Below are 20,320 nucleotides of genomic sequence, written 5' to 3' on the forward strand. Positions count from 1 at the left end.
GCCTCGTGGTGAGCCACCGTCCCGGAAGATCAGGTCCGGGTCTGGTGGAGTGATTCAAGCACCGCAACGGCGCGCGTCGCTATCCGGATAAGCGAGGAGAAAGCGAAGGTTGCAGCGGTTACCTCCGCAGAGTCCGGCCTGCCGCTGGACATCGATACGATCGCAGAGATTGGGGCATGGATGTCGCTCCCGATGGACCCCTTTTTGGAACGACTTTCTTCGGAGAATCGGAACTGGGTTGAGAATCTTCCTGAGGAACAGCAAGCGCAGCTGTTGAGTGCCTGGCAGGAAGAGGGGGGACAGTCGGCGGGTTTGAATCCGCAGACCGCTCCATCCTATGAAAATGCCGATGCACTGATTTCTGAATACAGGCATGGGCGCAGGGAGTTTCGCCACAACTCGTAACTATGAAACACCGCGGGGCGGCATCGGCCTGAATCAAGCCGGAATTTCGGCGATGGGTAGCACTCAGCCTTTTCCATATTGATCAGGTGGCGAGTTCGAGGACGACAACGGCACGGACGACGGGGGGTGAACCTCTTGCGGTCGTGGCGGCCGCCGCCCTGCCTTGCGTACTTCGGGCAGGTCGAACTGCTTGGCCACACCCGTACGCCCTGGACGGGCCCGCACTACGATGCGCCATGCAGTCGGGGCGGACCCGGAGGTCGGGCAGGGGCATGCCCTTGCGGGCCCGAGGGCGCGCGGCGACCGCTCAGCACCTGCAGGCGGAGTGGCGCACGGGGGCCAGGGTTGGCTGGGCTCGCCGTGGATGGCGAGGGCCGGTCCCCTTGATCGCGGTACGACCGGCACGGTCACGGCCCCCGTGTTCGGGTGAGCCGCATGCAAGGCTGCGCCCCCCCAGAGGAAGCCACCCGGACAAGGGGGTGCGGGGCGCCCGCGATGTCCCGCACATCCTTGGCACCCGATGTCAGGAAAGGCCTTCGGGGATGGGGGTGCGGTAGACCCGCCGTCATTGGGAGCGGTGACCCGCGATCCACTCTGTCAGAGAGAGCAGGGTGGTCTCCGCACTGGTGGCCATGTGGTCCCGGAGGGCATGGAGCTCCTCGGGCGTTTCGCCCAGAACGGGGTCGGTGCGCAGCAGTTGCCAGCTCTGCTGGACGATGCTGCCGGTGCCTTGTTTGGAGAAGTGCCAGGCCCAGCGAACGATGCCGTGCTCGGCTCCGCCGACGACGAAGGCGAACACGGAACCCGGATCGGCCTGCACCACTTCGGAGTGAGTGATCCATTCGCGCCCGTCGCGGCGGTTGCGGCCGTTGAAGCGAGCGCCGACCCATGGTCCGTCTCCCGGCTCGTAGATCACTGCTCTGGCGCTCGGGCTCCACGTCTCGATCAATGACACGTCGCTGATGAGTGGATACACGGAGGCCGGCAGCAAGTCGACCCAGCACCGCCTGGTGAAGGAGAAGGGCGTCAGATCAAGGCCGACCAGTGAATTCCGTGGGCCGGGGGCAGCGCTCTGTGTTGTGTTGTTCATCGGCTCTCCCGAAGAGACGGTATAGGGGCAGACGGCCCATCGTGGGGGACGGTACGGAGAGCAGCCAGACCCTACGGATCCGCACCCCAGCAGGGTGAGGCGGGGCTCGGTGGCGCTGCGCATACTCGTTCCATGGACAAGCACGGGCAACTCGCCGACTTCCTACAGGCACGCCGGGGCCTTCTACACCCCGAGGATGTCGGGTTGCAGAGTTACGGCGAGCGGCGCCGGGTCCCCGGGTTGCGGCGGGAGGAACTGGCGATGCTCGCAGGCATCAGCGCGCCCTATTACGCTCGGCTCGAGCAGGGTAAGTCGCGCAACGCCTCGCGTGAGGTACTCGACGCGATCGCAACTGCCCTGCGTCTGGACGAGTCCGAGCGGGCCCATCTGCACGAACTCGCCGGTGCGCCGAAGCGGGGCAAAGGCGTCCCTCGCCCCCGTCCCGAGCGTGTTCCACCAGCTACCCGCGCGTTGCTGTCCGCTCTCAAAGGCACACCCGCCATCGTCCTGGGCCGCCGTAGTGACGTTCTGGCCTGGAACACGCAGGGGCATGCGTTGTTTGCCGGCCATGTCGACCGGGACAGCCCCGCTGAACCGGGCCGTCGGCCGAACATGGCGAGGATGGTGTTCCTCGACGCGCACACCCGGGACCTATATACCGATTGGCTCGCCAAGGCCAGAGCCGTGGTAGGCAACCTGCGCCTGACGGCCGGCCGGTACCCGGAGGACTCCTTGCTGGCCGGACTCGTTGGCGAACTGACCATGCGCAGCCCGGAGTTTGCGGCCATGTGGGCCGATCACCGAATTTTGGGCTGCGACGTCGCCGACTACGAGATGCACCATCCCACGGTCGGGATCCTGACCGTCACCCAGCAGACACTGCAGAGTCCGCAAGGAGACGGGCCAACCGTGGTGATCGTCACGGCCACTGCGGGGTCCCCCTCCGCGACAGCCCTCGGTCTCCTGGCCCACGCCAGCGGGCCGACCGAGACAGCCCAAGATCGCACAGACGCCCAATCCCGCTTCTCCTGACCTGAGAAGCCCCTCTGCAAGACCTTTGTCCGGCCAAGGACGCCCTCAGCGCAGGCACAGGCACCGCGTCCCGCCACTTGTCGGGCTCCGCATACCTCCCGACACACCCCTGGCTGCGGCATGCCCGCATGCCTGAAAACAGAGAAGGAACCCATGCGCAAGCGAATCAGTCTGCTCGCAACAGCCGCGGCGGTGGCCGCAGCGACCCTCGCAGTGGCCTTTCCGGCCGACGCCACCCTGGCGGTCCCGAAGCACCTGGGCCACGTTCGGATCGCCAACCACTTCGACCTGGCCGCGGGCCAGATGCCCGAGAACATCGCACTACTGCCCGACGGCACGGCCAACGTGACCTTCGCCGGCAGCCGCCAGATCGCCCAGATCGCCCCAGGCGGCAGCACCCGCATCCTGGCGACCTTGCCGGCACCCGCCGACGGCGGAGTCAAGACTCCCGCCCTCGGATTCCCCCTCACCACCGGCATCGTCCAGGCTCCGGACGGAAGCACGTACGCGCTGTACGCGACCGGCACCGCTGAGCTGACGGGCCTGTGGCGGCTGGCCCCCGGCAAGGCACCGGAGCGCATCGCCGCACTGCCCGCAAACGGCCTGCCCAACGGTCTGGCGCTCGACCCACACGGCAACCAGCTCTACATCACCGACTCGGCACTCGGCACCGTGTGGGCTGTCCCCCTTTCCGGAGGCCGGCCCACCGCTTGGTCCACCGCGCCCGAGCTCGCTGCGAGCGGCTTCCTAGGAGCCAACGGTGCGAAGGTGCACGACGGCGCACTCTGGGTGACCAACCTTGACAAGGGCACCCTCGTGCGCATCCCGATTCGTCCCGGAAGCCGGGCGGGTGTCCCGCGGGTGAAGGCGACCGGCCTGACCGGAATCGACGACTTCACCTTCACCGGCCGCGGCAACGAGGTGCTCGCCACCCTCAACGCTCCCAATAAGGTCGTACTCATCCGGCCCGACGGCACCCACACCACTGTTCTGGACACCGGCGACGGGCTGCAGAACCCCACCTCCGTCGCGCTGCGCGGCAAGGAGGTGTACGTCCTCAACGCCGCCTACACCACGGCCAAGGACCCCAACCTCCTGCTCGCCCGTATGCAGAGCCACCGGTAGAACCCTCAGTGCCTAACTTGATCTTTACCTATAGATCCGCACGGTGCGTCGTACGTGATCACTCGGAGTGGTAACTGCTGTAAATGCGGGCGGCCTTCGGCTGAGCATGTGATCCGACCGGAACACACAAGCTCAGCGCGAAGGCCGTGGGGATGAGTCTGTCGCATCATGCTGTCCGGCAGGATCCGTTTGCGGGACTGTCATGCTTCCGGGGTGAGTTCTACTCCTGAAGCTTCCCCATGATCTCGGACACTCGATGGTTATGCCGCGAGGTCGTGTTGATGCCGCTGTCGAGCCTCGGCTGGAGTGAGGTGGCCGAAGATCTTGTGCTTGCCCAGGCGGCGGCGGTTGTGGAACGTCTCGATGAAGTCGAAGACCTCGGCGCGGGCGGTGGCCCGGTCGGGCCAGACGCGGGCGCTGATCTCTTCTGTGGGCAGGGCCCAGAAATTCTCCGCAGCGGCATTGTCGAAGTAGGAGCCGGTGCGTCCGCAGCTTTGCAGGAGGCCCATCGCGCTTATGTGGTGGCGGAAGAGGCTGCTGGTGTATTCGCTGCCGCGGTCCGAATGCGCTATGCAGCCGGGCTGGAGACGGCCGGGTCCGGCGGCCATCCTCAGCGCGTCGACGACGAGGTCGGCGCGGTGATGGTCGGCCATCGAGTAGCCGACGACCTCGCGAGTGGCCAGGTCCAGCCAGCAGGCGAGGTAGAGCCAGCCCTCGCCGGTGGGCAGGGCCGTGATGTCGCCGACCAGGTTCGTGCCGGGGATCTCGGCGTGGAAGTCGCGGCCGATCAGATCGGGGGCCGGCTTCGCCTTCTTGTCCGGCCGGGTCAGCGACCGCCGCCTGCGGCGGTGAGCTCCCTGGATGCCGTGCTCGTGCACTTAGTGGGGGCGCCACTCGGGCCGATAGTCCGGGTGGTCGGCGTGCGCCTGCGCGAGGTGCCGCACTGCCATCTCGACGGCCATGCGTTGCGTGCTGGCCGCGTAGCGATTGAATGCGCCGGGAAGACCTTTGCTGGCCTCCGGCGCCGTGTACTGCTTCAGCAGGCCCCGTGTCGCCTCAACCTCACGCAACACGTGTGCCGGGTCGTGCAGGGCGATGTGTTCGGCGCGGGCGGCGTCCTTGTCGGACCCGCCGACTTCCGGGCCGACAGTGACCAGTGGCGGGACGTCGTCGTCCACCGAGGCCGCGGAATAGACGCCCGTCCCCAATGCCTGCCAGCCCTCACTCGTGCCACCGGCGGCAACAGCGGCTGCCTCCTGCTCGTCCAGACGAGCATGGAAGAAGACCAGCAGGTCGGCGATCACGCAGGGCTCCCGGGCTGGTCGGCGGATTCCTCGTCGTGCGGGTAGTCCTGATGCTCGACATAGGGCGCGGCAAGCAGCCGAAGCTGAAATTCGGCGTTCCGGGCGCCCAGCCCAGTGGTTCCCAGATACGGCACCACGGTGTCGTCCAGCAACGCGAGGCGCGCTTCAGCGGCGGCGACAGAGAAGCGAGCGTGCTTGGCGGCGTCCTCGGGTTCGACGCCGAAGCGCTCAGGCTGCGTGACCACCACATTGCTGGCGAAGTGGGCCTTCTCCAGCTCCTCGTTGAAACGAGCCCGTACAAAAGCCACCAGTTCGACGGTCATACGCAGCTCCTTGAGGCGCTGAGCCTGGCCCGCACTCGGCTGATCCGCTCCACGCCAATCTCCATGCCGAGGCCGGCATGGATCGGCTGGTAGATCTGGTCGGTCTCGATCACGCAGGACTCCTGAATTGGTCAATCATCTCTTCGACTGTCACGGCAGCGTTGCCCTTGGCGGCAAGGGTGGTCGTTGTGCTGCGCGGCGAGCAACTTCAGTATCCGACACCCCCGACCCGACCTGACAGTGCAGGGCGAGCCTATGACGTGTCGGCAAACCGGATCACGCACCTGTCGGCTCTCCGCTCGAGCAGAGCTCGGTGCAACGGCCTGACTCCCGGCCGGCCACGAGCGATGGACGGCATCGGCCGGCGGGGGTCGTGCACCGGAGGGCGGTGTCGGGGGCCCCGCGCTGCGGGCCCTGCGTCCACGGGCTTTCCAGGGTTCGCGGCTCCACGTCATCGATTCGTGTCGGCCGTCCCGAGCGGGGGAGAGCAGGTGGTCCACCTGGCCCGCGAGATCGCATGAGTGCGGATCTGCCCAGGAGAGGCCGAGCGCGACCGAGCTATGGCTGCGCGGATCGTCAGGTCGGGGCGGATCCGACCCGTCTCCTGTGCGCGCTCGAGAAGTCGGCCGCCGGCCGATTTCGTGAGTTCGCAGGCATCGTGCAGCCCCGATTGCTCGTTGGCCAGGGCTTCCATGATCGACTACGGCAGCCCCTGGTACGTGGCCGATCCGGCAGCCAGCTCTCTCGGTCACGTCGAGAACGCGGCCCCGGCATCGGGCGACGTGAACAGGCTCTCGGCGCGCTTGCGGAGTGCGCCGAAGTTGGCAATGAGCAGAGTCTCGAGAAGCACTTCGCGATTGGAGAAGTGGCGGTAGAGCGTGCCGATGCCTGGACCGGCGCGGCGCGCGATGTCCCGCAGCGACGCCTCGGTGCCGTGTGCGGTGATGACCTCGCCCGAAGCGGCCAGTAGCAGATCGCGGATCCTGAGCGCGTTGGCGCGCGCGGGCGACGGCAAGTAGTACCTTCCATGAAGCGGAGCGGTGCTCCGTTGACTGCCGGAGCGGTGCTCCGCTATGGTTTCCATCCGGAGCGGCGCTCCGGTCGCCGTCATCTTACGGAGCGGCGCACCGGTGTGCGACCCGTCCGAAGAATGAACCGACGTAGCGGAAGAGAGCTGGTCACGGGAGCCATCGGTTACGCGGACGGCAGCGCTGACTTCTGCCACCCGGGGGAGGGCGGTCGTAGGTGAAGCGCCAGACACCTCCGCACGGGATCGGCTTGCCGTTTGTCCGCTGAACGGTGCACCGCGCTCGCCAACCGACTGCAGCACCGACATGGCGAAAAGGGAGTCGAAGTTGAATTCTTTTGCCCTGCCCAGACGCCTCGCGCCTTTCAAGCCGCACGACGTTCTCCCTGACGGCGTCGTCGATCTGACCCGCATGAAAATCACCTCTCGAGCCCCAGAAGTCCGCGACAAGCCTGGCCGCCCGCTTGTGCCGCGTGGAGGGCCGGAAGGGCAACGTCACGGTCGGGGCCGATGTGGGCCGCTCGTAGTGTGCGGAACTCCCGCTGAGGACACGGCGAACCCGTGGCGCAGGTCGACGCCCGAGTCGGTAATCACATGACGCGAATGCGCAAGGAGACATGCAACATGCACGTGGGAATCATCGGCGTCGGCGCGATCGGTCAGTCTCTGACCGCGCGTCTGGCGTCAGCAGGCATCGAGAACATCACCGTCTCCAACAGCCGGGGGCCGGAGTCCCTGGCACTGTACGTGGAACAGTTCGACGGCCGCGTACGCGCCGGCACCGTCAGGGAAGCGAGTGAAGCCGACCTGGTGATCCTGGCCGTGGGCTGGCAACAGGTTCCCCAAGCCTTGGCCGAGGTGCCCGACTGGACGGGCAGGATCCTCATCGACGCGACGAACAACTACGCCCCGCCCGGGGAGACACCTCCTGACCTCGGGGGTCGCACGTCCAGCGAAATCGTGGCATCCCACGCACCGGGAGCCAGGGTGGTCAAGGCCTTCAACCACCTCGCCGCCGCACTGCTCGGTGAGGATCCTCGCGTCGCCGGAGGTAACAGGGTGCTCTTCTACTCGGGCGACGACGAGTCTGCGAACGAGTCGGTGGGTGCGCTCCTGAAACGGCTCGGCTACGCGGGGATCGCCCTCGGCGGGCTCGTTGAAGGCGGGAAGATGCACGCCCCCCGCAATGGTCCGCTCATCATCAGGAACCTCATCGAGATGTGAGCCCTGAGCGACACCGTCCGTCGATGCCCGGCCCCGGCGACAAGCAGGTTGGTCGGGTTGTGCCGAGCGCAGGACCGCAAGGGGGGGCAGAACGCCGCCGGCAGCGAACCCGATCGTCAGGGTGCGAGGTGGCTCCACCGAAGCCCCGCGGCCTCGCCCGGCCGTCCGCGGCTCAGTACGTGCATCACCCATCAACTTCACAGGAGTACCGCAGTGGCGCTATCCGCAGCCCAAGCTCTGTCCCGTCCGTTCACTCTGGGAGGACTGACCGTCCCCAACCGGATCGTCATGTCTCCCATGACCCGCTCGTTCTCACCTGACGGGATCCCGGGCGCCGACGTAGCCGCCTACTACGCCCGCCGCGCAGCGGCTGGAGTGGGCCTGATAATCACGGAGGGCACTTACATCGACCACCCGTCGGCCGGCGATGACGTAGCTGTTCCTCGTCTTTTCGGGGAGGAGCAACTTACCGGCTGGACCGGGGTGGTCGATGCCGTGCACGCTGCGGGCGGGCGCATCGTCCCGCAGCTGTGGCACATCGGCATGGTGCGGGTACCGGGGCAGTCCCCCTTTCCCGACTCACCTCCGATCGGACCGTCCGGCCTCACTCTCACCGGCGTGGAACGAGGCGGTCGTGCCATGACGAGCGCGGACATCGACGATGTCATCGGCGCCTACGCTCAAGCGGCCTGGGAGGCCGAGCGGATCGGCTTCGACGGAATCGAGATCCACGGCGCGCACGGATACCTCATCGATCAGTTCCTCTGGTCCCTCACCAATCGGCGCACGGACAGGTACGGAGGCAACGCTGTCGAGCGGACACGGTTCGCCGCCGAAGTCGTGCAGGCGATCCGCGAGCGGGTCTCCAAGGACTTCCCGGTGATTTTCCGCTTCTCGCAGTGGAAGGCCAGTGACTTCCATGCCCGCCTCGCCGACACCCCGGACGAACTGCAGGCGGTGCTCGACCCCCTGGTGGACGCTGGAGTCACAGCTTTCCACGCATCCACACGGCGGTACTGGGAACCGGCGTTCGAAGGCTCTCACCTGAACCTCGCAGCCTGGGCCAAGAAGCTCACCGGGCAGGCAGCCATCACGGTCGGCTCGGTCGGCCTCAACGCCGACTTCCTGCAGGGCGGCGCGGGGACCGACGGTCTGGATGCACTGGTCGAAGGGCTGGAGCGGGATGAGTTCGACCTCGTAGCAATAGGCCGGGCGCTCCTGGTCGACCACGAGTGGGCACGGAAGGTCCTGGACAGCCGGGTCGACGGCTTCCTTCCGTTCACACCCGAGGCGGAGAAGACACTTTTCTGATCCCGGCGAAAGGCGGCGTCGAACGCCATCGATCGCGGGCAGCCTGGGCTGGGACCGGCTGCCCGTAGTGAGCTCGGGACTGCGGTACCGAAACCGCAGCGGCCGAAGGCAACCCGCCAGCCACAGGCACCGCCGGATCACATGCCTCTCGGGCGTACGAACTGAGCGCCGGCCGTCCCCGAAGTCTTCGCAGGCCGGGAGGCTCTTTGCAATATGGATGTGGCGATCGGTGCCGCGGGACGGCCGGGATAGCCACCAGCGATATCGGTGCCTACCTCGGCCTGGACATCGGCAAGGGGCGAACATCACCGGGTCCGGGTCGGCGTGCACCTGGGGCTGTGGTGGGGGCGGCTGGGACGGTCGCTCATTCCCGCCTCGCCGAGTTTGCGGTATCGCCCGGCCCACCGCTGTACCGCGGTTGGCGAGACCTGGAACCGCTCGGCCGCCCGGCGCAGGGGCTCATCCGTCATCGACCACGCAGCGGGCCTTGCCGCAGACGTCCGGTCTCGGTCAGGGGTGCATTACGGTGGGGCATGAGGGCCTTTCGCGCTGGTGTAGACGTCGCAATCCACACCGAACCCGGAAGGCCCTCACTCGTTCAAGATCCCCAAACTGTGATCACTGCCGCCGCACCCAACCTCCGTGGACGGAACACCTGCTGTGACCGCGAAGGTTCACCGGGTCCCGGCGGTCAGGGTGAGCTCCGAGTTGGGATGGTCTGGTCAGCGGTGGAGGGAGCCTGTCGTGCCCCCGCTCTGCGACGATTGCTGAGTGAGCAAGCAAGAGTGGGACACATTGACCAAGTCTGAAGAAGCCTTCATGGTCAATTCCTATGAGATCGACATCCTGCCTGGTGTCTGGGGCGATCTCGACGAAGCCGACCAGTCTCGACCGGTCAACGAGCTGGCGCGAATCTTGCTCGATCTCATCGATCGCGGGTGGATCGAGGTCCGCCGACTCGCGCCGTGGACCTCCCCCGCCGGGAAGAACGGCTTCCAGCCCGGCGAGCTGGTGCCTCGTGATCAGCTTCCGGCGATTCTCGAAGACGCGGCCAACTGGGAGTATCCCGAAGATGGCAACTGGATTGGCGCGTTGACCCTTGTCGAGACCGAGGCGGGAAAGAAGATCACTCGTCTTTCTCCCGAGGAGATGGCCGAGTAGGCCGTCATGGCGGGAAGCCTCAGGCCGCGGCCAACGATCGGCCGCCCCAGCGGAGGCCCTTCTCGCTGGGGATGCGGGCTCGTTCGCGGCGTTGGGCGGCCAGGAGGTCGGGGTGGCGGGCGCTGGCATTGCGCCAGCGCAGATGGCCGTGCAGCTCGCGGGTCTGAACGGTGTGATTGGGGTGGTTCGAGTTGGCCAGGGTGAACTGCCGCAGCGGCCCGAAGTGCGCCTCGATCGGATTGGCCCAGGAGGCGTTCGTCGGGGTGAAGCACAGCTCGACTTTGTTCTTCCACGCCCACCGGCGGATCTTGGCGCCCTTGTGGGCGGAGAGGTTGTCCATGATCACGTAGATCGGGGCGCCGTCGGGGCGAGCGGCGCGGATTGACCTGAGCGCGGCCAGGCTGTTGGTGGTGCCCTTGCGGTGGCGGTTGACACCCCAGAGGGTGTCGTCGCCGATGGAGTAACAACCGTGGAAGTAGGTCGCGCCGTGGGTGCGGTGGTAGGTCGCCGGGACCCGGTCGGGCCGATCCTGCTCGGCCCAGCAGGATCCGCCGGTCGGGCGTATGCCGAGCGGCCCGAACTCGTCGAATGCGAAGACGCGGTCAGGGAAATGGTCCATGACGTGCTCGATCCGGTCCAGCTTGGCATCGCGGTCAGGATCGGTGGAGTCCTTCCAGGTCTTGGTGCGCTGGAAGGTGACGCCGCGACGGGCGAGCAGGCACCGTAACGCCTCGCGGCCTATCCGGATCACACGGCCGTGTACGTGGCGCAGGTAGGCGGAGAGTTTGCGGATGGACCAGCGAGTGAAGGGCTGGCCGAGCTTGGTCGGGCGGGTGGTGGCCGTCTGGATGACGAAGTCCTCGTCGTCAGGACTGAGCAGGCGGGGACGGCCTCCCGCTCACTGAGGGTCCAGGCAGGCCAGGCCGATCTCGTTGAACCGGTGGATCACATCGCGGACGGTGTCCTCGTCGGCCTGGACCAGCTTCGCGATCGCCGGGGCCCGGTTCCCGCCGGACGACAGGTCCTTCACGATCCTGACCAATAAGCGGTTGCCAAAGCGGACGAACCACATGACGCCGTTATTCAACGTCGCAGCGGTGGGGCCTGTCAGGTTGTGGCCTGTCTTCGAGCTACGTGGTGTGGTCCGTTGGCCTGAATATCGCCCCTGGCGGTGGCGAGTGGGCGATGAAGCGGGCAAAGGTGCCTTGCGTCAGCGAACGGACTCCCCGAAATGCGACGCGCATCGTTCTCGGAGAATCATATGATTGACAGACGCACCTTTGGCACGGCTCTTGGGGCGGGAGTAGGGGCGGCGGCTCTCGCCGGCCTCACCACCGGTTGCGCGACGGGCACATCCGACGCGGGCCGTGCCCTTGGCGGCGGTCCGGGTCAGGAGACCCCGGGGGAGGAGACGACCTTCGGTCCGCTGAAGCAAATCAAGGCGGGCGAACTGAACGTCGGATACGTGGAGCAGGGACCTCGGCGAGGGCCCGCCGTGATCTTGATGCATGGCTGGCCCTACGATATCCACAGTTACGAGAAGGTCGCGCCGCTGCTCGCGGAGCAGGGCTACCGCGTCATCGTCCCGTACTTCCGCGGACACGGCACGACCCGATTCCTGTCGGGCGGGACGCCAAGGACGGCGGAGCAGGCTGCGTTCGCTCTCGACATCATCGCCCTCATGGACGCCTTGGGCATTGATAAGGCGATCCTCGGTGGTTTCGACTGGGGGTCGCGGACGGGCGACATCATCGCAGCGCTCTGGCCTCAGCGGGTTAAGGCTCTAGTATCCGTGACGGGCTACCTGATCACTAACCTTGCCGCCAATAAGAAGCCATTGCCCCCCAAGAATGAATGGGCATGGTGGTACCAGTACTACTTCGCCACGGAGCGAGGGCGGCTCGGCCTCGAACAGAACAGGAAGGATCTGGCGAGGCTCATTTGGAAGTTCAACTCGCCAACTTGGGGATTCGACGAGGCAACCTTCGATCGCACCGCCTCCGCCTTCGACAATCCAGACTACGTTCCCATCGTGATTGACAACTACCGCTGGCGGCTCAGCTTGTCGAAGAGCGATCCGCGCTATGCCTCCGTCGAGCAAAAGCTTCAGGCAAGTCCCGTGATCACGGTCCCGACGGTCACACTGGACGGTGCACTGGATCCCTTCACTCCCCCGGGAAACGGCTCCGCCTATCGGGACAAGTTCACCGGTCCGTACTCGCATCGAACTCTCAAGGGCATTGGCCACAACGTGCCGCAGGAAGCGCCCCAGGCCTTCGCGCAGGCCGTCGTCGATGCCGACAGTCTCTCTCTTAAAGCTGAGGGATCGGGAAAGTAGCCGATCTCCTCGAGCCCAATGCTCCAGCTGTAGATCGCGATCTTCGTAGTGACGGTCTGCCGGGCGGCAGCGGCCGGCTTGGTTTTGGTAGCCATAGGGTGCCGGGATGATCGCGATGCCAGAGGAGTTCGCACAGAGCACCGTCAACCGCGAGGGGGTGGCAGGGTCCGCGTGGCTCGCCGAGCTGCCCGGGATCGTTGCGGAGTTGCTGGGGCGCTGGGGGTGCGTGCCGGATGGCGAGGTCATGCACGGGGGAGTCGGTGTCATCGTTCCGGTACGGCGGCGGGCTGGGGAGAGCGCCGTGCTGAAGGTGTCGTTTCCGCATCCGGGCAACGTCCATGAGCCGGACGCGTTTGTTGCGTGGGGCGGGTGCGGTGCCGTCTTGCTGCATGAGCGCGACGACGAGAGGTTCGCGATGCTCCTGGAGCGGGTCCAGCCGTCGACCCTGGCGGAGGTCGAGGACGGCGACGAGGTCGCGACGGTCGCCGGGCGGCTCAATCGACGCCTGGCCATCTCCGCTCCGCCCGGCCTGCCCCGGCTGCGTGAGCAGGCCGATGCCTGGGAGGAGCAGCTGCGCGAGGGTGCCGAGGAACTGACGCATGCACTGCCGCGTCAGGTGCTGGATGCCGCCGTGGCGACCGTTCGGGAGCTGGGACGGGTACAGCCGGACACGCTCGTCCATGGCGACCTCCATGCCCGGAACATCCTGCGTGCCGGGCGCGAGCCGTGGCTGGCGGTCGACCCCAAGGGATACGTGGGAGATCCCGCCTACGACGGCGGCACACTGCTGAAGTCCCGCGCGCTGGCACTCCTCGAAGCGGATGACCTGCGCAAGGCTGTCCATCGGGTCTTGGACGTCTTCGCCGAGGCCGCGGAACTCGACCGTGAACGCGTCCAGCGTTGGGCCCAGTTCCATGTCGTCCAGGCTTCGATCTGGGGCCGCCGCCACGGTTTTCGTCTCGCCCGCAGCGGACCGCGGCTGGACTGGCTCACCGAATTCGCCGACCGCCTGGCTGAGTTGCTCACCTAACGCTCGTACACAGCCGGACGGATCGAGAACTCCCAGGTCGCCGTTCACCTCGTCGACCTCGTCGACCTCGTCTAAGCCGGCGCTCGGGGACGCGCGGCGCTGGACCGGGAACTGTGCATCCCGCGCTCCTGGACATGCGACCCGGGCAGCGGGCGGTGAGGACACCGTCTTCGCGACCAATCCGGAACTGGCCCACACGATGATCGAACGTTTCCTGGACGCCGGACACCGCGTGGGCTGGGTCACCGGGACGAGGTCTACGGCGGCCACCCGAAACTGCGCACGGCTCCGGAGGGACGCGGCATCGGCTACGTCCCTGCGGTGTCCTGCTCGGCCGAAGGGACCACCGGTGCAGCACCTTCCGCGCCGATGCCCTGATGAAGAAGGTGCCGAAGCGAGCCTGGCAGAGACTCTCGGCCGGACGCGGTGCGAAGGGACAACGGTTCACCGACTGGGCCGTCATCGATCTCACCGAGGCGGCGCCGGGCCGCTGCCAGCTCCTGATTCGTCGCAACCGCACCACCGGTGAACTCGCCTACTACCGCTGCTTCTCACCTCAGCCCGTGGTGTTGACCGAAATGGTCCGGGGGCGCCGGATCAAGATGGCGTGCAGGGCGAAGGCCTGTTCCACGACGTAGCGGAGCTTGTCCGTGCCCGCGATGTCCGGGGACCCGTTGCGGGAGTGGACGGGCAGGATCCGCCGGTGGCGTAGTTCGTCGCGGTGGGCGTTGGAGCCGTAGCCCTTGTCGCCGAGCAGGGCTTCTGGGCGTCGAACGCCGTCGTCCTCTTCAACACCCGCTACATGGAAGCCCGGTCATCAAGCTGCGCGGGGACGGCTTCGACGTCCGCGATGAGGATGTGGCCCGCCTCTCGCCGTTCGCGCGGCACCACATGACCGTGCTCGGCCGGTACTCCTTCCAGCTCCCCGACCTGCCCGGGGGACTTCGGCCCCCACGAGACCCGGGAACTGGCAGCGAGCAGTGAGTCGTGCTGTCAGACCCGACGGATAGCGTTACCTCTGAGGGCACGCTTCCGGGCTGTCACAGCCCGTTGCACCGCCGAACACGCTCGCCGAGAGAGAATTCCATTGAAGAGCCTGCCGCAGACGGAAAACACCCTGCTGATCCGCACTGACTTTTCCGACCAGCCAGCTTGGCAAGCCCTCCACACGGCAATCACGACGCCGAACGAGGACGACTTCCTTGCGCATGTCCACATAGTGGACGATCCTGCCTACAGCGAGCTGACGACCGAGCAGGTCACCTCGCTGGCCCCCGCCGGGGGCTTCTTGTTGATCGTGGCCGACAAGACCGCCCTCACCACGCCGGAGATGCCGCTGCTCGCTGTCCTGCCCTACGACGAGGATGACGACGACATAGAGCAGGAGCACGGCGAACTGCGAGTCATAGCCGAGGAACTGTGGTCCATCGAGAACAATATCTCCATGGCCAACATGGACTGGGAGTCATTCGTCGAGGCCGCGGACGACGACGGCGTCTTCCGGGGCTTCTGATCTGAGGCGACAGGCGTTTGCGACGGATCACGACCCCAGCGTGCATATCTAGTGTGATGCGCCAGAAATCCTGATGGCTATTTCTGCTCTGTTTGCTGGTTGGTGGTTCCGACCTTGGCGAGGCAGCCGGCGAGGGAGTTGAGTATCTCGTCGGCGGTCCAGGTGAAGGGCCGTGGATTCTCGTTCCGGGTGTCGATCCACGCGGCGATGTCGTCCTCCAGTGCCTTCACGGACCGGTGGACGCCCCGGCGGATGACCCTTGTCGGTCAGCAGGCCGAACCACCGCTCGACCTGGTTCATCCAGGAACCGGTCGGCGTGAAGTGGACGTGGAAACGTGGGTGTTTGCCGAGCCACGTCTTGTTGTGGGTGGCGTAGTTGTCACACACCAGGTGCACCTCGAGCTCGGCGGGCACCGCCTTGTCGATCCGGATCAGGAACTTCTTGAACTGGATTGCCCGGTGGCGGCGGTGCAGCGCCGATATGGCCGTGTCGTCAGCGATGTTGAAGGCGGCGAACAAGCTGGTGATGCCGGGCCGGTAGTGGTCCTGGGTCCGGCGTTCGGGCATGCCCGGCATCATCGGCAAGACCGGCTGAGAGCGGTCCATAGCCTGAATCTGGGACTTCTCGTCCACGCAGAGCACCAAGGGCTGTCCCGTAATCCCTGGCGGGCGCGCGACGACAGCTACGGCACCTCGCCGCGTTGTCGGAACGCCCGAATACCTCCAGTCTGCGCACGTCCCTCCGCCCTGCGATGCACCGCATCTGACGCCGCGCGCTGATCCATTAGGGATAACGGGACAGCCCATAGCCTTCTCGGGCGGGTGGTGATACAGGCCGACGACGTCGACGACCTTAGCGACGAAATGCGGGTCGGTGGACATTTTGAACGAATCCTGCAGGTGGGGCTTGAGGTCGAATTTTTCCAGATCCGGCGGCTGCGTGCGTCTCCACTCAAGCGGTGGGCCGGACGCCCGCGTCGAGCGCGCTCCGGATGGCCCGGAGGTGGCGTGCGACCGGGCCGAAGGAGACGAGGCCGCTGCCGGCGCCCGCCGACTCGTCGGCTGCCGCACGGAGTTCGTCGTGGGCTCGGCGCAGGACCGGCTCGTGCCCCACGGCCGCCGCCGCCCGGGCGAGTAGGCACCAGAGAGCTTCCTGGAGGAGGTCGTGCGGAGGGCGGGGAACAACGGTGAGCGCCTGCCTGGCCTGCTCCGCGGCGCCGGAGGCGGCCAGCATCAGGGGGGCGAGCCACGGCTGGTAGGGACCGGCGTGGAGGCTGGCGAGGACCTCGGGTTCGGGCAGGGCGTCGCCTCGCATGATTGGGACCAGGGCGACGAGGACGGCCGCTCCCCGCGTGAGGCCGGGCATACCGCAGTTCGCCGTCGTGTCGAGGAGTTCCGCGTACCGGGGGCTGGCTGCCCTCCAGCCATCGGTCTCGCTGGTGCGAAGGGCCCGGTACCAGGACGTGAACACCCTGGCGAGCGGCCTTTCCTTGCGGTGCGCGAGCCGGTCGATCTCTTCGGCCTCGGCGTCCGCCGCCGCGAGGTCGCCCGAGCCCGCGCATGCCTGGAGCCGGATCAGCCGTCCAAGGACCTCGTGGCCGGGCAGTTGGTGATCGACGGCGAGCCGGGTCAGTTCACCGCCGAGTGCCACATCCGCGCGTACCACCACGAGGGCGCCAACGTCGTGATCGCCGGCATCTCGGAGGATCGGGGGCGCGCCCTCGACGCCGAACTCGGCGACCGCGCGCTGTTCGTCCGCCTCGACGTCACCGACGAGGACTCCTGGGGAGCCGCGATCGAGGCGACCGAGGAGCGCTTCGGCCCGCTATCCGTCCTGGTCAACAACGCTGGAGTGCAGAACCCCGCAGCGCCGGTCGAATCCACCCACCGGCGCGTGTGGGACCGCATCCTCGACACCAACCTCACCGGCACCTTCCTCGGCATCAAGGCGGCCGTCCCCTCGCTGCGCCGCAACGGCGGCGGTGTCATCGTCAACATCGCCTCCACCTCCGGCATGGGCGGCACGGCCTTCTACGCCCCCTATGTGGCGGGCAAGTGGGCGGTCCGAGGTCTGACGAAGACCGCCGCCCTGGAACTCGGCCGCGACGGCATCCGCGTCAACGCCATCCACCCCGGGGTCGTCGCCACGCCGTTCATCACCGAGCCCGCCGTCGGTAGCGCCGTCCCGATTTCGGACTTCTACACCCCCGAACCATTCGCTATACCACGACTGGGTGAGCCCTCCGACGTCACCCGCGCGTTGCTCTTCCTCAGCTCCGACGAGGCGTCCTTCGCCACCGGATCGGAGTTCGTGATCGCGGAGGCCTGCTTCTCGGTCCCTCCCTCAAGTACGAGGCCGCCTGACGGGGCCCGGCGGCGGACTGGAGCGGCGAGGCACTGGACCGGGCCTGGACCGCTCCTGGCGCGCCATCGCACCAGAGCCACGGAAGCACCCTCGTCGTATCCCAGCCCGGCGATGCCCGCTTGCAAGTAGCGCTCCCGCTCACCAGCCAACTCACACACGGCTGTGACTGAGCATCACCGTTGGCACCACTCGTCAGCTCACGTGCTCAGTGAGGTACTCCTGCGCGTGGGCCCCGTACGTGTGGGGCAGTTGTCCGTGGGTGGTGCTCAGCTCAGCCGCGGGGAACTCGTGGTGGCCAGTGGGCGCGGGTCGGTCTGTCGAGATGTTCGGCCCGCAGGGCGAGCCGCCGGTCTGTGTGAGGCCGGACGTGGCGCGCATTCGTACCTCGTGGGGGTTCGCGACCGTACGGTCCCGAACCCCCACGAGGGGATCAATTTCGTCGGCGGTTGGCCGGGGGTCACGCTTCCTTGAGCTTGTTCACGATCCACTCGCCGAGTTCGCGGGTCATGGTGGTGTGGCCTTCGTTGGTGGTGGCGCAGTGGTAGGCGTGGAGGTCGCTGTGCTGGGGGTCGATCTTGCTGTAGAGGGCGTCGGGGTTGTCGATGCGGGCTGAGGACACTGCGCTGATGGTGGGGACGAAGGTGGAGGCGTTGTGCGTGAGTTCCGCCTCGGTCTTGTTGACGAGGCCGGCGAGCATGGCAGCGATGCCGAAGTTGGCGGCGTCGTTGAAGGCGGGGGCCTTGGGGAAGAGTCCGCCAGGTGCACCGCCGAGTTCGGGGAAGCCGGTCGTGCGGATCTCTGTCGGTTCCTGACCAGGCTTGTCCATTCGGGCGACGATCTGCGAGCCCGTGCCCTGGGCGTCGAGCCGACCGATCAGCTGCGGTCCAGGCTTCCATCGCGCAGTCGCCGGCGGGGATGTTGTTCCCGGTGCCGGTGCCATTGGCGACGCCGAGCAGGCGGGGAATCTGGGGCCAGTCGCCCATCCGCTCCAGGGCTTCCAGGAAGTCGGTCCGGTCCTGGTGCTGGCCGCCGGCGACGTCGAGGTTCGTCCCGGTGGCGCTCTCCAGGTGCCAGCGCAGCATCTGGCGCGCGGCGGGGCTGTTGACCAGGTTGGAGAAGGAGTTGAGGACCGGCTTGCCGGGGCCTCCCCAGTTGTCCTTCACGTAGTGGGCGAACGCCTGGACGCCCAGGGGCAGCCCCGCACCGCGGTGCGGGGTGTCGTAGGAGAGGTAGGTGGCGGTTTCGTGGCGAATCCGCTGGCGCTCCAGCTTGGTCAGGGCGTAGCGGGTGATCAGCCCTCCCATGCTGAAGCCACCGACGGTCAGTGGGTGCTCGCCCTCGCGCTCGGCGATCGTCCGCATGATGCACTGGATCGCGACTTCGGCGTTGTCGAGGATGGAGGCGGTGCGGTCGGCGAAGCCCAGAAGTACGACGTCGAAGCCGGCCTCGCGCAGCGTGGAGACGAACGGGTACTGGCCGTTCTGCAGGCCGTCGTACAGATCGTCGACCTTGGTCCCGCCGGGGGCGAAGCCGTCGGCGATGATGACCGGACGCTTGAGCACCTTCTCACCGGGTGAGCTGCAGAAGATCCAGGCGGTCCCGGTGGTGGTCCTGCTCTCCAGGTCCCACTTCGTGTCCCAGGGGGCGGCGGTGCGGCTGCGGAGGAAGCCTCTTCAGAGGTACCCCAGATATTGACGACAGGCTTGGACATGTTTCGGCGTCTCCTCGGCAGTGCGGATGATCATGGCGATCACCGCCCTCGTGCCGACGCGTACGCCCGCTTCCTATCGGAATGCGGTGAGATCACTCCAACGGGTAAGAAAAGCCCTGCTTGTGGCTACCCACCCGCGCACTTCACGTGGCGGGCGAGCTGAGGGCCGAGAACTCTGCGAGCCAGAACCACCTCGCCAGAGGGCGTTCCGGCGTTCGAGGTCGGCGGCGCTCAGCCGTATTGTGCGGCTCGAACGGGTCCGCTCCCAGTGCCGTCGGCCCCAGCGCGAGCAGCGCGCTCACTATCCCGCTGCCCTGCATGCCATCTGTCGCCCAAGCGTCAACCATCGCGCACAGTTGCAACGGTGTGACCGAGTGCTGTAGTTGGCCCGACCGGCCAAGTCCGCGCTCAGGACACCGCTGTCCTGCGGCACGCCGCTGACAGCGCCGGGAGCCGGCTCCGCCACAGGAGACGAGGGTGGACTGCGCTCAATCCCCCAATCGGATTGTCAACTTTCCTGTACAGCTAAGGGCTTTCCCGCGCCGAAGCCCGGCTTCGGCGTTCGACGCGGTGAGGCGGGGCCGGGTCTCACCCGGCCGTATGGATGTTCCCGGCCGGGGCCGGCCCTCCTCCCTGGGCACGATTGGCCTGGGTGACCCATGAGCGGCGGTTCACGTGCTGCGCCGGTCGTGGGTGTGCTGGCGGAGCTGGTCGGTGTGCTGGGTCAGGGCCTCGATGCGTTCGGTGAGGCCAATGTCCTCCGGTTGCAGGTGGGCCCGGAAGCCGGTCAAGGGTCGTACGAGGCGGGCGGCATCGCTGTCGGCGAGGGCCAGGTTCAGGTCGCCGACAGCTTCTGCGGCACTGTCGGGGAGGTTGGTGAGGGCGGTGATCTGTGCGGCGAGGCGGCGGAGGTCGGCGGCATTGTCGCGGGCCCAGGCGGTGACGGTGCGGTCGGCGGCGCGGGTGTCGCGGGTGGCCTGGACACGCTCCTCGCCGGTGCTCCCGGCGGTGCCGGGGCGCAGCCTCAGGTAGCGGCGTTCGGCAGCCTGCCGGCTGGCGACGCCGAGGGGTGCGGCGAGGTCGGCCCAGCTCGCGCCCTGCTCGCGGGCGGTTTCGATCAGTGCGCTCTCCCAGCCTGCGAGCTCCTCGCGGATGTTGCGCAGCATCAGCAGCGCGGTCAGTGCCGGGTGCGGGCCGGAGTCGGTTGTGGGCGGCGCTGTGGCTGTCGGTGTCCCGGCGGAGGAAGCCTGTGCGTCCTTCACGGACTGGTTGATGGCATCCAGGGCAGCCGCGGCGGCAGGGAAGGGGATGGGTGAGGTGGGCGGGGCGGATTCGTTCATGGGGTTCTCCGTCGCTATGTC

At 67.1% G+C, this 20,320-nt stretch carries 19 protein-coding genes and 6 pseudogenes; 12 read left to right on the top strand and 13 right to left on the bottom strand.

Going from position 1 to position 20,320, the window contains the following annotated elements:
• Window positions 1-970: 970 nt before the first annotated feature.
• Window positions 971-1,495, bottom strand: coding sequence for an SRPBCC family protein (locus tag OG206_RS31765; protein ID WP_327122036.1), 525 nt, complete (start codon window positions 1,493-1,495; stop codon window positions 971-973).
• A 132-nt stretch (window positions 1,496-1,627) separates the two neighbouring features.
• On the opposite strand from OG206_RS31765, the gene OG206_RS31770 reads away from it, so the two are divergent.
• Complete coding sequence (locus tag OG206_RS31770) at window positions 1,628-2,527, top strand: helix-turn-helix domain-containing protein (RefSeq protein ID WP_327122037.1); 900 nt, start codon at window positions 1,628-1,630, stop codon at window positions 2,525-2,527.
• A 153-nt stretch (window positions 2,528-2,680) separates the two neighbouring features.
• On the top strand, window positions 2,681-3,652 hold the full coding sequence (locus tag OG206_RS31775) for a hypothetical protein (protein WP_327122038.1): 972 nt from the start codon (window positions 2,681-2,683) through the stop codon (window positions 3,650-3,652).
• Between the two features lie 260 nt (window positions 3,653-3,912).
• Here the strand turns inward: OG206_RS31775 and OG206_RS31780 are convergent, their stop codons facing one another.
• From OG206_RS31780 to OG206_RS31795, 5 genes are all read right to left on the bottom strand, one after another.
• Complete coding sequence (locus OG206_RS31780; RefSeq protein ID WP_327122039.1) at window positions 3,913-4,530, bottom strand: IS3 family transposase; 618 nt, start codon at window positions 4,528-4,530, stop codon at window positions 3,913-3,915.
• Window positions 4,531-4,956 (bottom strand): DUF6221 family protein, encoded by a 426-nt coding sequence (locus OG206_RS31785; protein ID WP_327122040.1) that lies wholly within the window; start codon window positions 4,954-4,956, stop codon window positions 4,531-4,533.
• Entirely contained in the window at window positions 4,953-5,279 is a 327-nt protein-coding gene (locus tag OG206_RS31790; protein WP_327122041.1) for a DUF6221 family protein, read from the bottom strand. The genes OG206_RS31785 and OG206_RS31790 overlap by 4 nt, the downstream gene beginning before the upstream one ends.
• A 451-nt stretch (window positions 5,280-5,730) precedes the next feature.
• Entirely contained in the window at window positions 5,731-5,973 is a 243-nt protein-coding gene (locus OG206_RS32660; RefSeq protein WP_442805926.1) for an SbtR family transcriptional regulator, read from the bottom strand.
• A gap of 54 nt (window positions 5,974-6,027) precedes the next feature.
• Window positions 6,028-6,294 carry a TetR/AcrR family transcriptional regulator gene (locus tag OG206_RS31795; protein ID WP_327122042.1) on the bottom strand — a complete coding sequence of 89 codons (267 nt, stop codon included), beginning with the start codon at window positions 6,292-6,294 and terminating at the stop codon, window positions 6,028-6,030.
• Window positions 6,295-6,900: 606 nt separating this feature from the next.
• Between OG206_RS31795 and OG206_RS31800 the strand changes: the two genes are divergently transcribed.
• Complete coding sequence (locus OG206_RS31800; RefSeq protein WP_327122043.1) at window positions 6,901-7,530, top strand: NADPH-dependent F420 reductase; 630 nt, start codon at window positions 6,901-6,903, stop codon at window positions 7,528-7,530.
• 183 nt (window positions 7,531-7,713) lie between these two features.
• Entirely contained in the window at window positions 7,714-8,841 is a 1,128-nt protein-coding gene (locus OG206_RS31805; RefSeq protein ID WP_442805978.1) for an NADH:flavin oxidoreductase, read from the top strand.
• Window positions 8,842-9,152: 311 nt separating this feature from the next.
• Here OG206_RS31805 and OG206_RS31810 read toward each other — a convergent pair.
• A pseudogene (locus tag OG206_RS31810) lies at window positions 9,153-9,376 on the bottom strand (helix-turn-helix domain-containing protein); the annotation flags it as partial.
• Window positions 9,377-9,612: 236 nt separating this feature from the next.
• Between OG206_RS31810 and OG206_RS31815 the strand changes: the two are divergent.
• Window positions 9,613-10,002, top strand: a complete 390-nt coding sequence (locus OG206_RS31815) for a hypothetical protein (RefSeq protein WP_327122045.1) — start codon at window positions 9,613-9,615, stop codon at window positions 10,000-10,002.
• 19 nt (window positions 10,003-10,021) lie between these two features.
• Here the strand turns inward: OG206_RS31815 and OG206_RS31820 are convergent.
• A pseudogene (locus tag OG206_RS31820) lies at window positions 10,022-11,023 on the bottom strand (IS630 family transposase); the annotation flags it as partial.
• Between the two features lie 240 nt (window positions 11,024-11,263).
• Between OG206_RS31820 and OG206_RS31825 the strand changes: the two are divergent.
• The 5 genes and pseudogenes from OG206_RS31825 (at window position 11,264) to OG206_RS31840 (ending at window position 14,883) form a co-directional block, all read left to right on the top strand.
• Window positions 11,264-12,340, top strand: coding sequence for an alpha/beta fold hydrolase (locus tag OG206_RS31825; protein ID WP_327122046.1), 1,077 nt, complete (start codon window positions 11,264-11,266; stop codon window positions 12,338-12,340).
• A 106-nt stretch (window positions 12,341-12,446) separates the two neighbouring features.
• On the top strand, window positions 12,447-13,370 hold the full coding sequence (locus OG206_RS31830; protein WP_327122047.1) for an aminoglycoside phosphotransferase family protein: 924 nt from the start codon (window positions 12,447-12,449) through the stop codon (window positions 13,368-13,370).
• Between the two features lie 9 nt (window positions 13,371-13,379).
• Window positions 13,380-13,979, top strand: a pseudogene (locus OG206_RS31835) (transposase); the annotation flags it as partial.
• Window positions 13,980-14,097: 118 nt separating this feature from the next.
• Window positions 14,098-14,354: pseudogene (locus OG206_RS32665) on the top strand (Tn3 family transposase); the annotation flags it as partial.
• A gap of 103 nt (window positions 14,355-14,457) precedes the next feature.
• On the top strand, window positions 14,458-14,883 hold the full coding sequence (locus tag OG206_RS31840; RefSeq protein ID WP_442805927.1) for a DUF6924 domain-containing protein: 426 nt from the start codon (window positions 14,458-14,460) through the stop codon (window positions 14,881-14,883).
• Between the two features lie 77 nt (window positions 14,884-14,960).
• Here the strand turns inward: OG206_RS31840 and OG206_RS31845 are convergent.
• From OG206_RS31845 to OG206_RS31855, 3 genes and pseudogenes are all read right to left on the bottom strand, one after another.
• Window positions 14,961-15,528: pseudogene (locus OG206_RS31845) on the bottom strand (IS630 family transposase); the annotation flags it as partial.
• A 162-nt stretch (window positions 15,529-15,690) separates the two neighbouring features.
• Window positions 15,691-15,798: pseudogene (locus tag OG206_RS31850) on the bottom strand (IS630 family transposase); the annotation flags it as partial.
• Window positions 15,799-15,835: 37 nt separating this feature from the next.
• Window positions 15,836-16,534 (bottom strand): hypothetical protein, encoded by a 699-nt coding sequence (locus OG206_RS31855; protein WP_327122049.1) that lies wholly within the window; start codon window positions 16,532-16,534, stop codon window positions 15,836-15,838.
• Between OG206_RS31855 and OG206_RS31860 the strand changes: the two genes are divergently transcribed.
• Complete coding sequence (locus OG206_RS31860) at window positions 16,478-17,377, top strand: SDR family oxidoreductase (RefSeq protein WP_327122050.1); 900 nt, start codon at window positions 16,478-16,480, stop codon at window positions 17,375-17,377. The genes OG206_RS31855 and OG206_RS31860 overlap by 57 nt on opposite strands.
• Window positions 17,378-17,705: 328 nt before the next feature.
• Here OG206_RS31860 and OG206_RS31865 read toward each other — a convergent pair whose 3' ends face one another.
• Window positions 17,706-18,074 (bottom strand): hypothetical protein, encoded by a 369-nt coding sequence (locus OG206_RS31865; RefSeq protein ID WP_327122051.1) that lies wholly within the window; start codon window positions 18,072-18,074, stop codon window positions 17,706-17,708.
• 418 nt (window positions 18,075-18,492) lie between these two features.
• On the opposite strand from OG206_RS31865, the gene OG206_RS31870 reads away from it, so the two are divergent.
• Window positions 18,493-18,825 (top strand): hypothetical protein, encoded by a 333-nt coding sequence (locus OG206_RS31870; protein WP_327122052.1) that lies wholly within the window; start codon window positions 18,493-18,495, stop codon window positions 18,823-18,825.
• 805 nt (window positions 18,826-19,630) lie between these two features.
• Here the strand turns inward: OG206_RS31870 and OG206_RS31875 are convergent.
• The gene (locus OG206_RS31875; RefSeq protein ID WP_327122053.1) at window positions 19,631-20,299 is read right to left on the bottom strand and encodes an HSP18 transcriptional regulator; all 669 of its coding nucleotides are present in this window, start codon (window positions 20,297-20,299) and stop codon (window positions 19,631-19,633) included.
• Between the last annotated feature and the right edge of the window lie 21 nt (window positions 20,300-20,320).

The sequence above is a fragment of the Streptomyces sp. NBC_01341 genome (genome assembly GCF_035946055.1).
Lineage (GTDB): Bacteria > Actinomycetota > Actinomycetes > Streptomycetales > Streptomycetaceae > Streptomyces.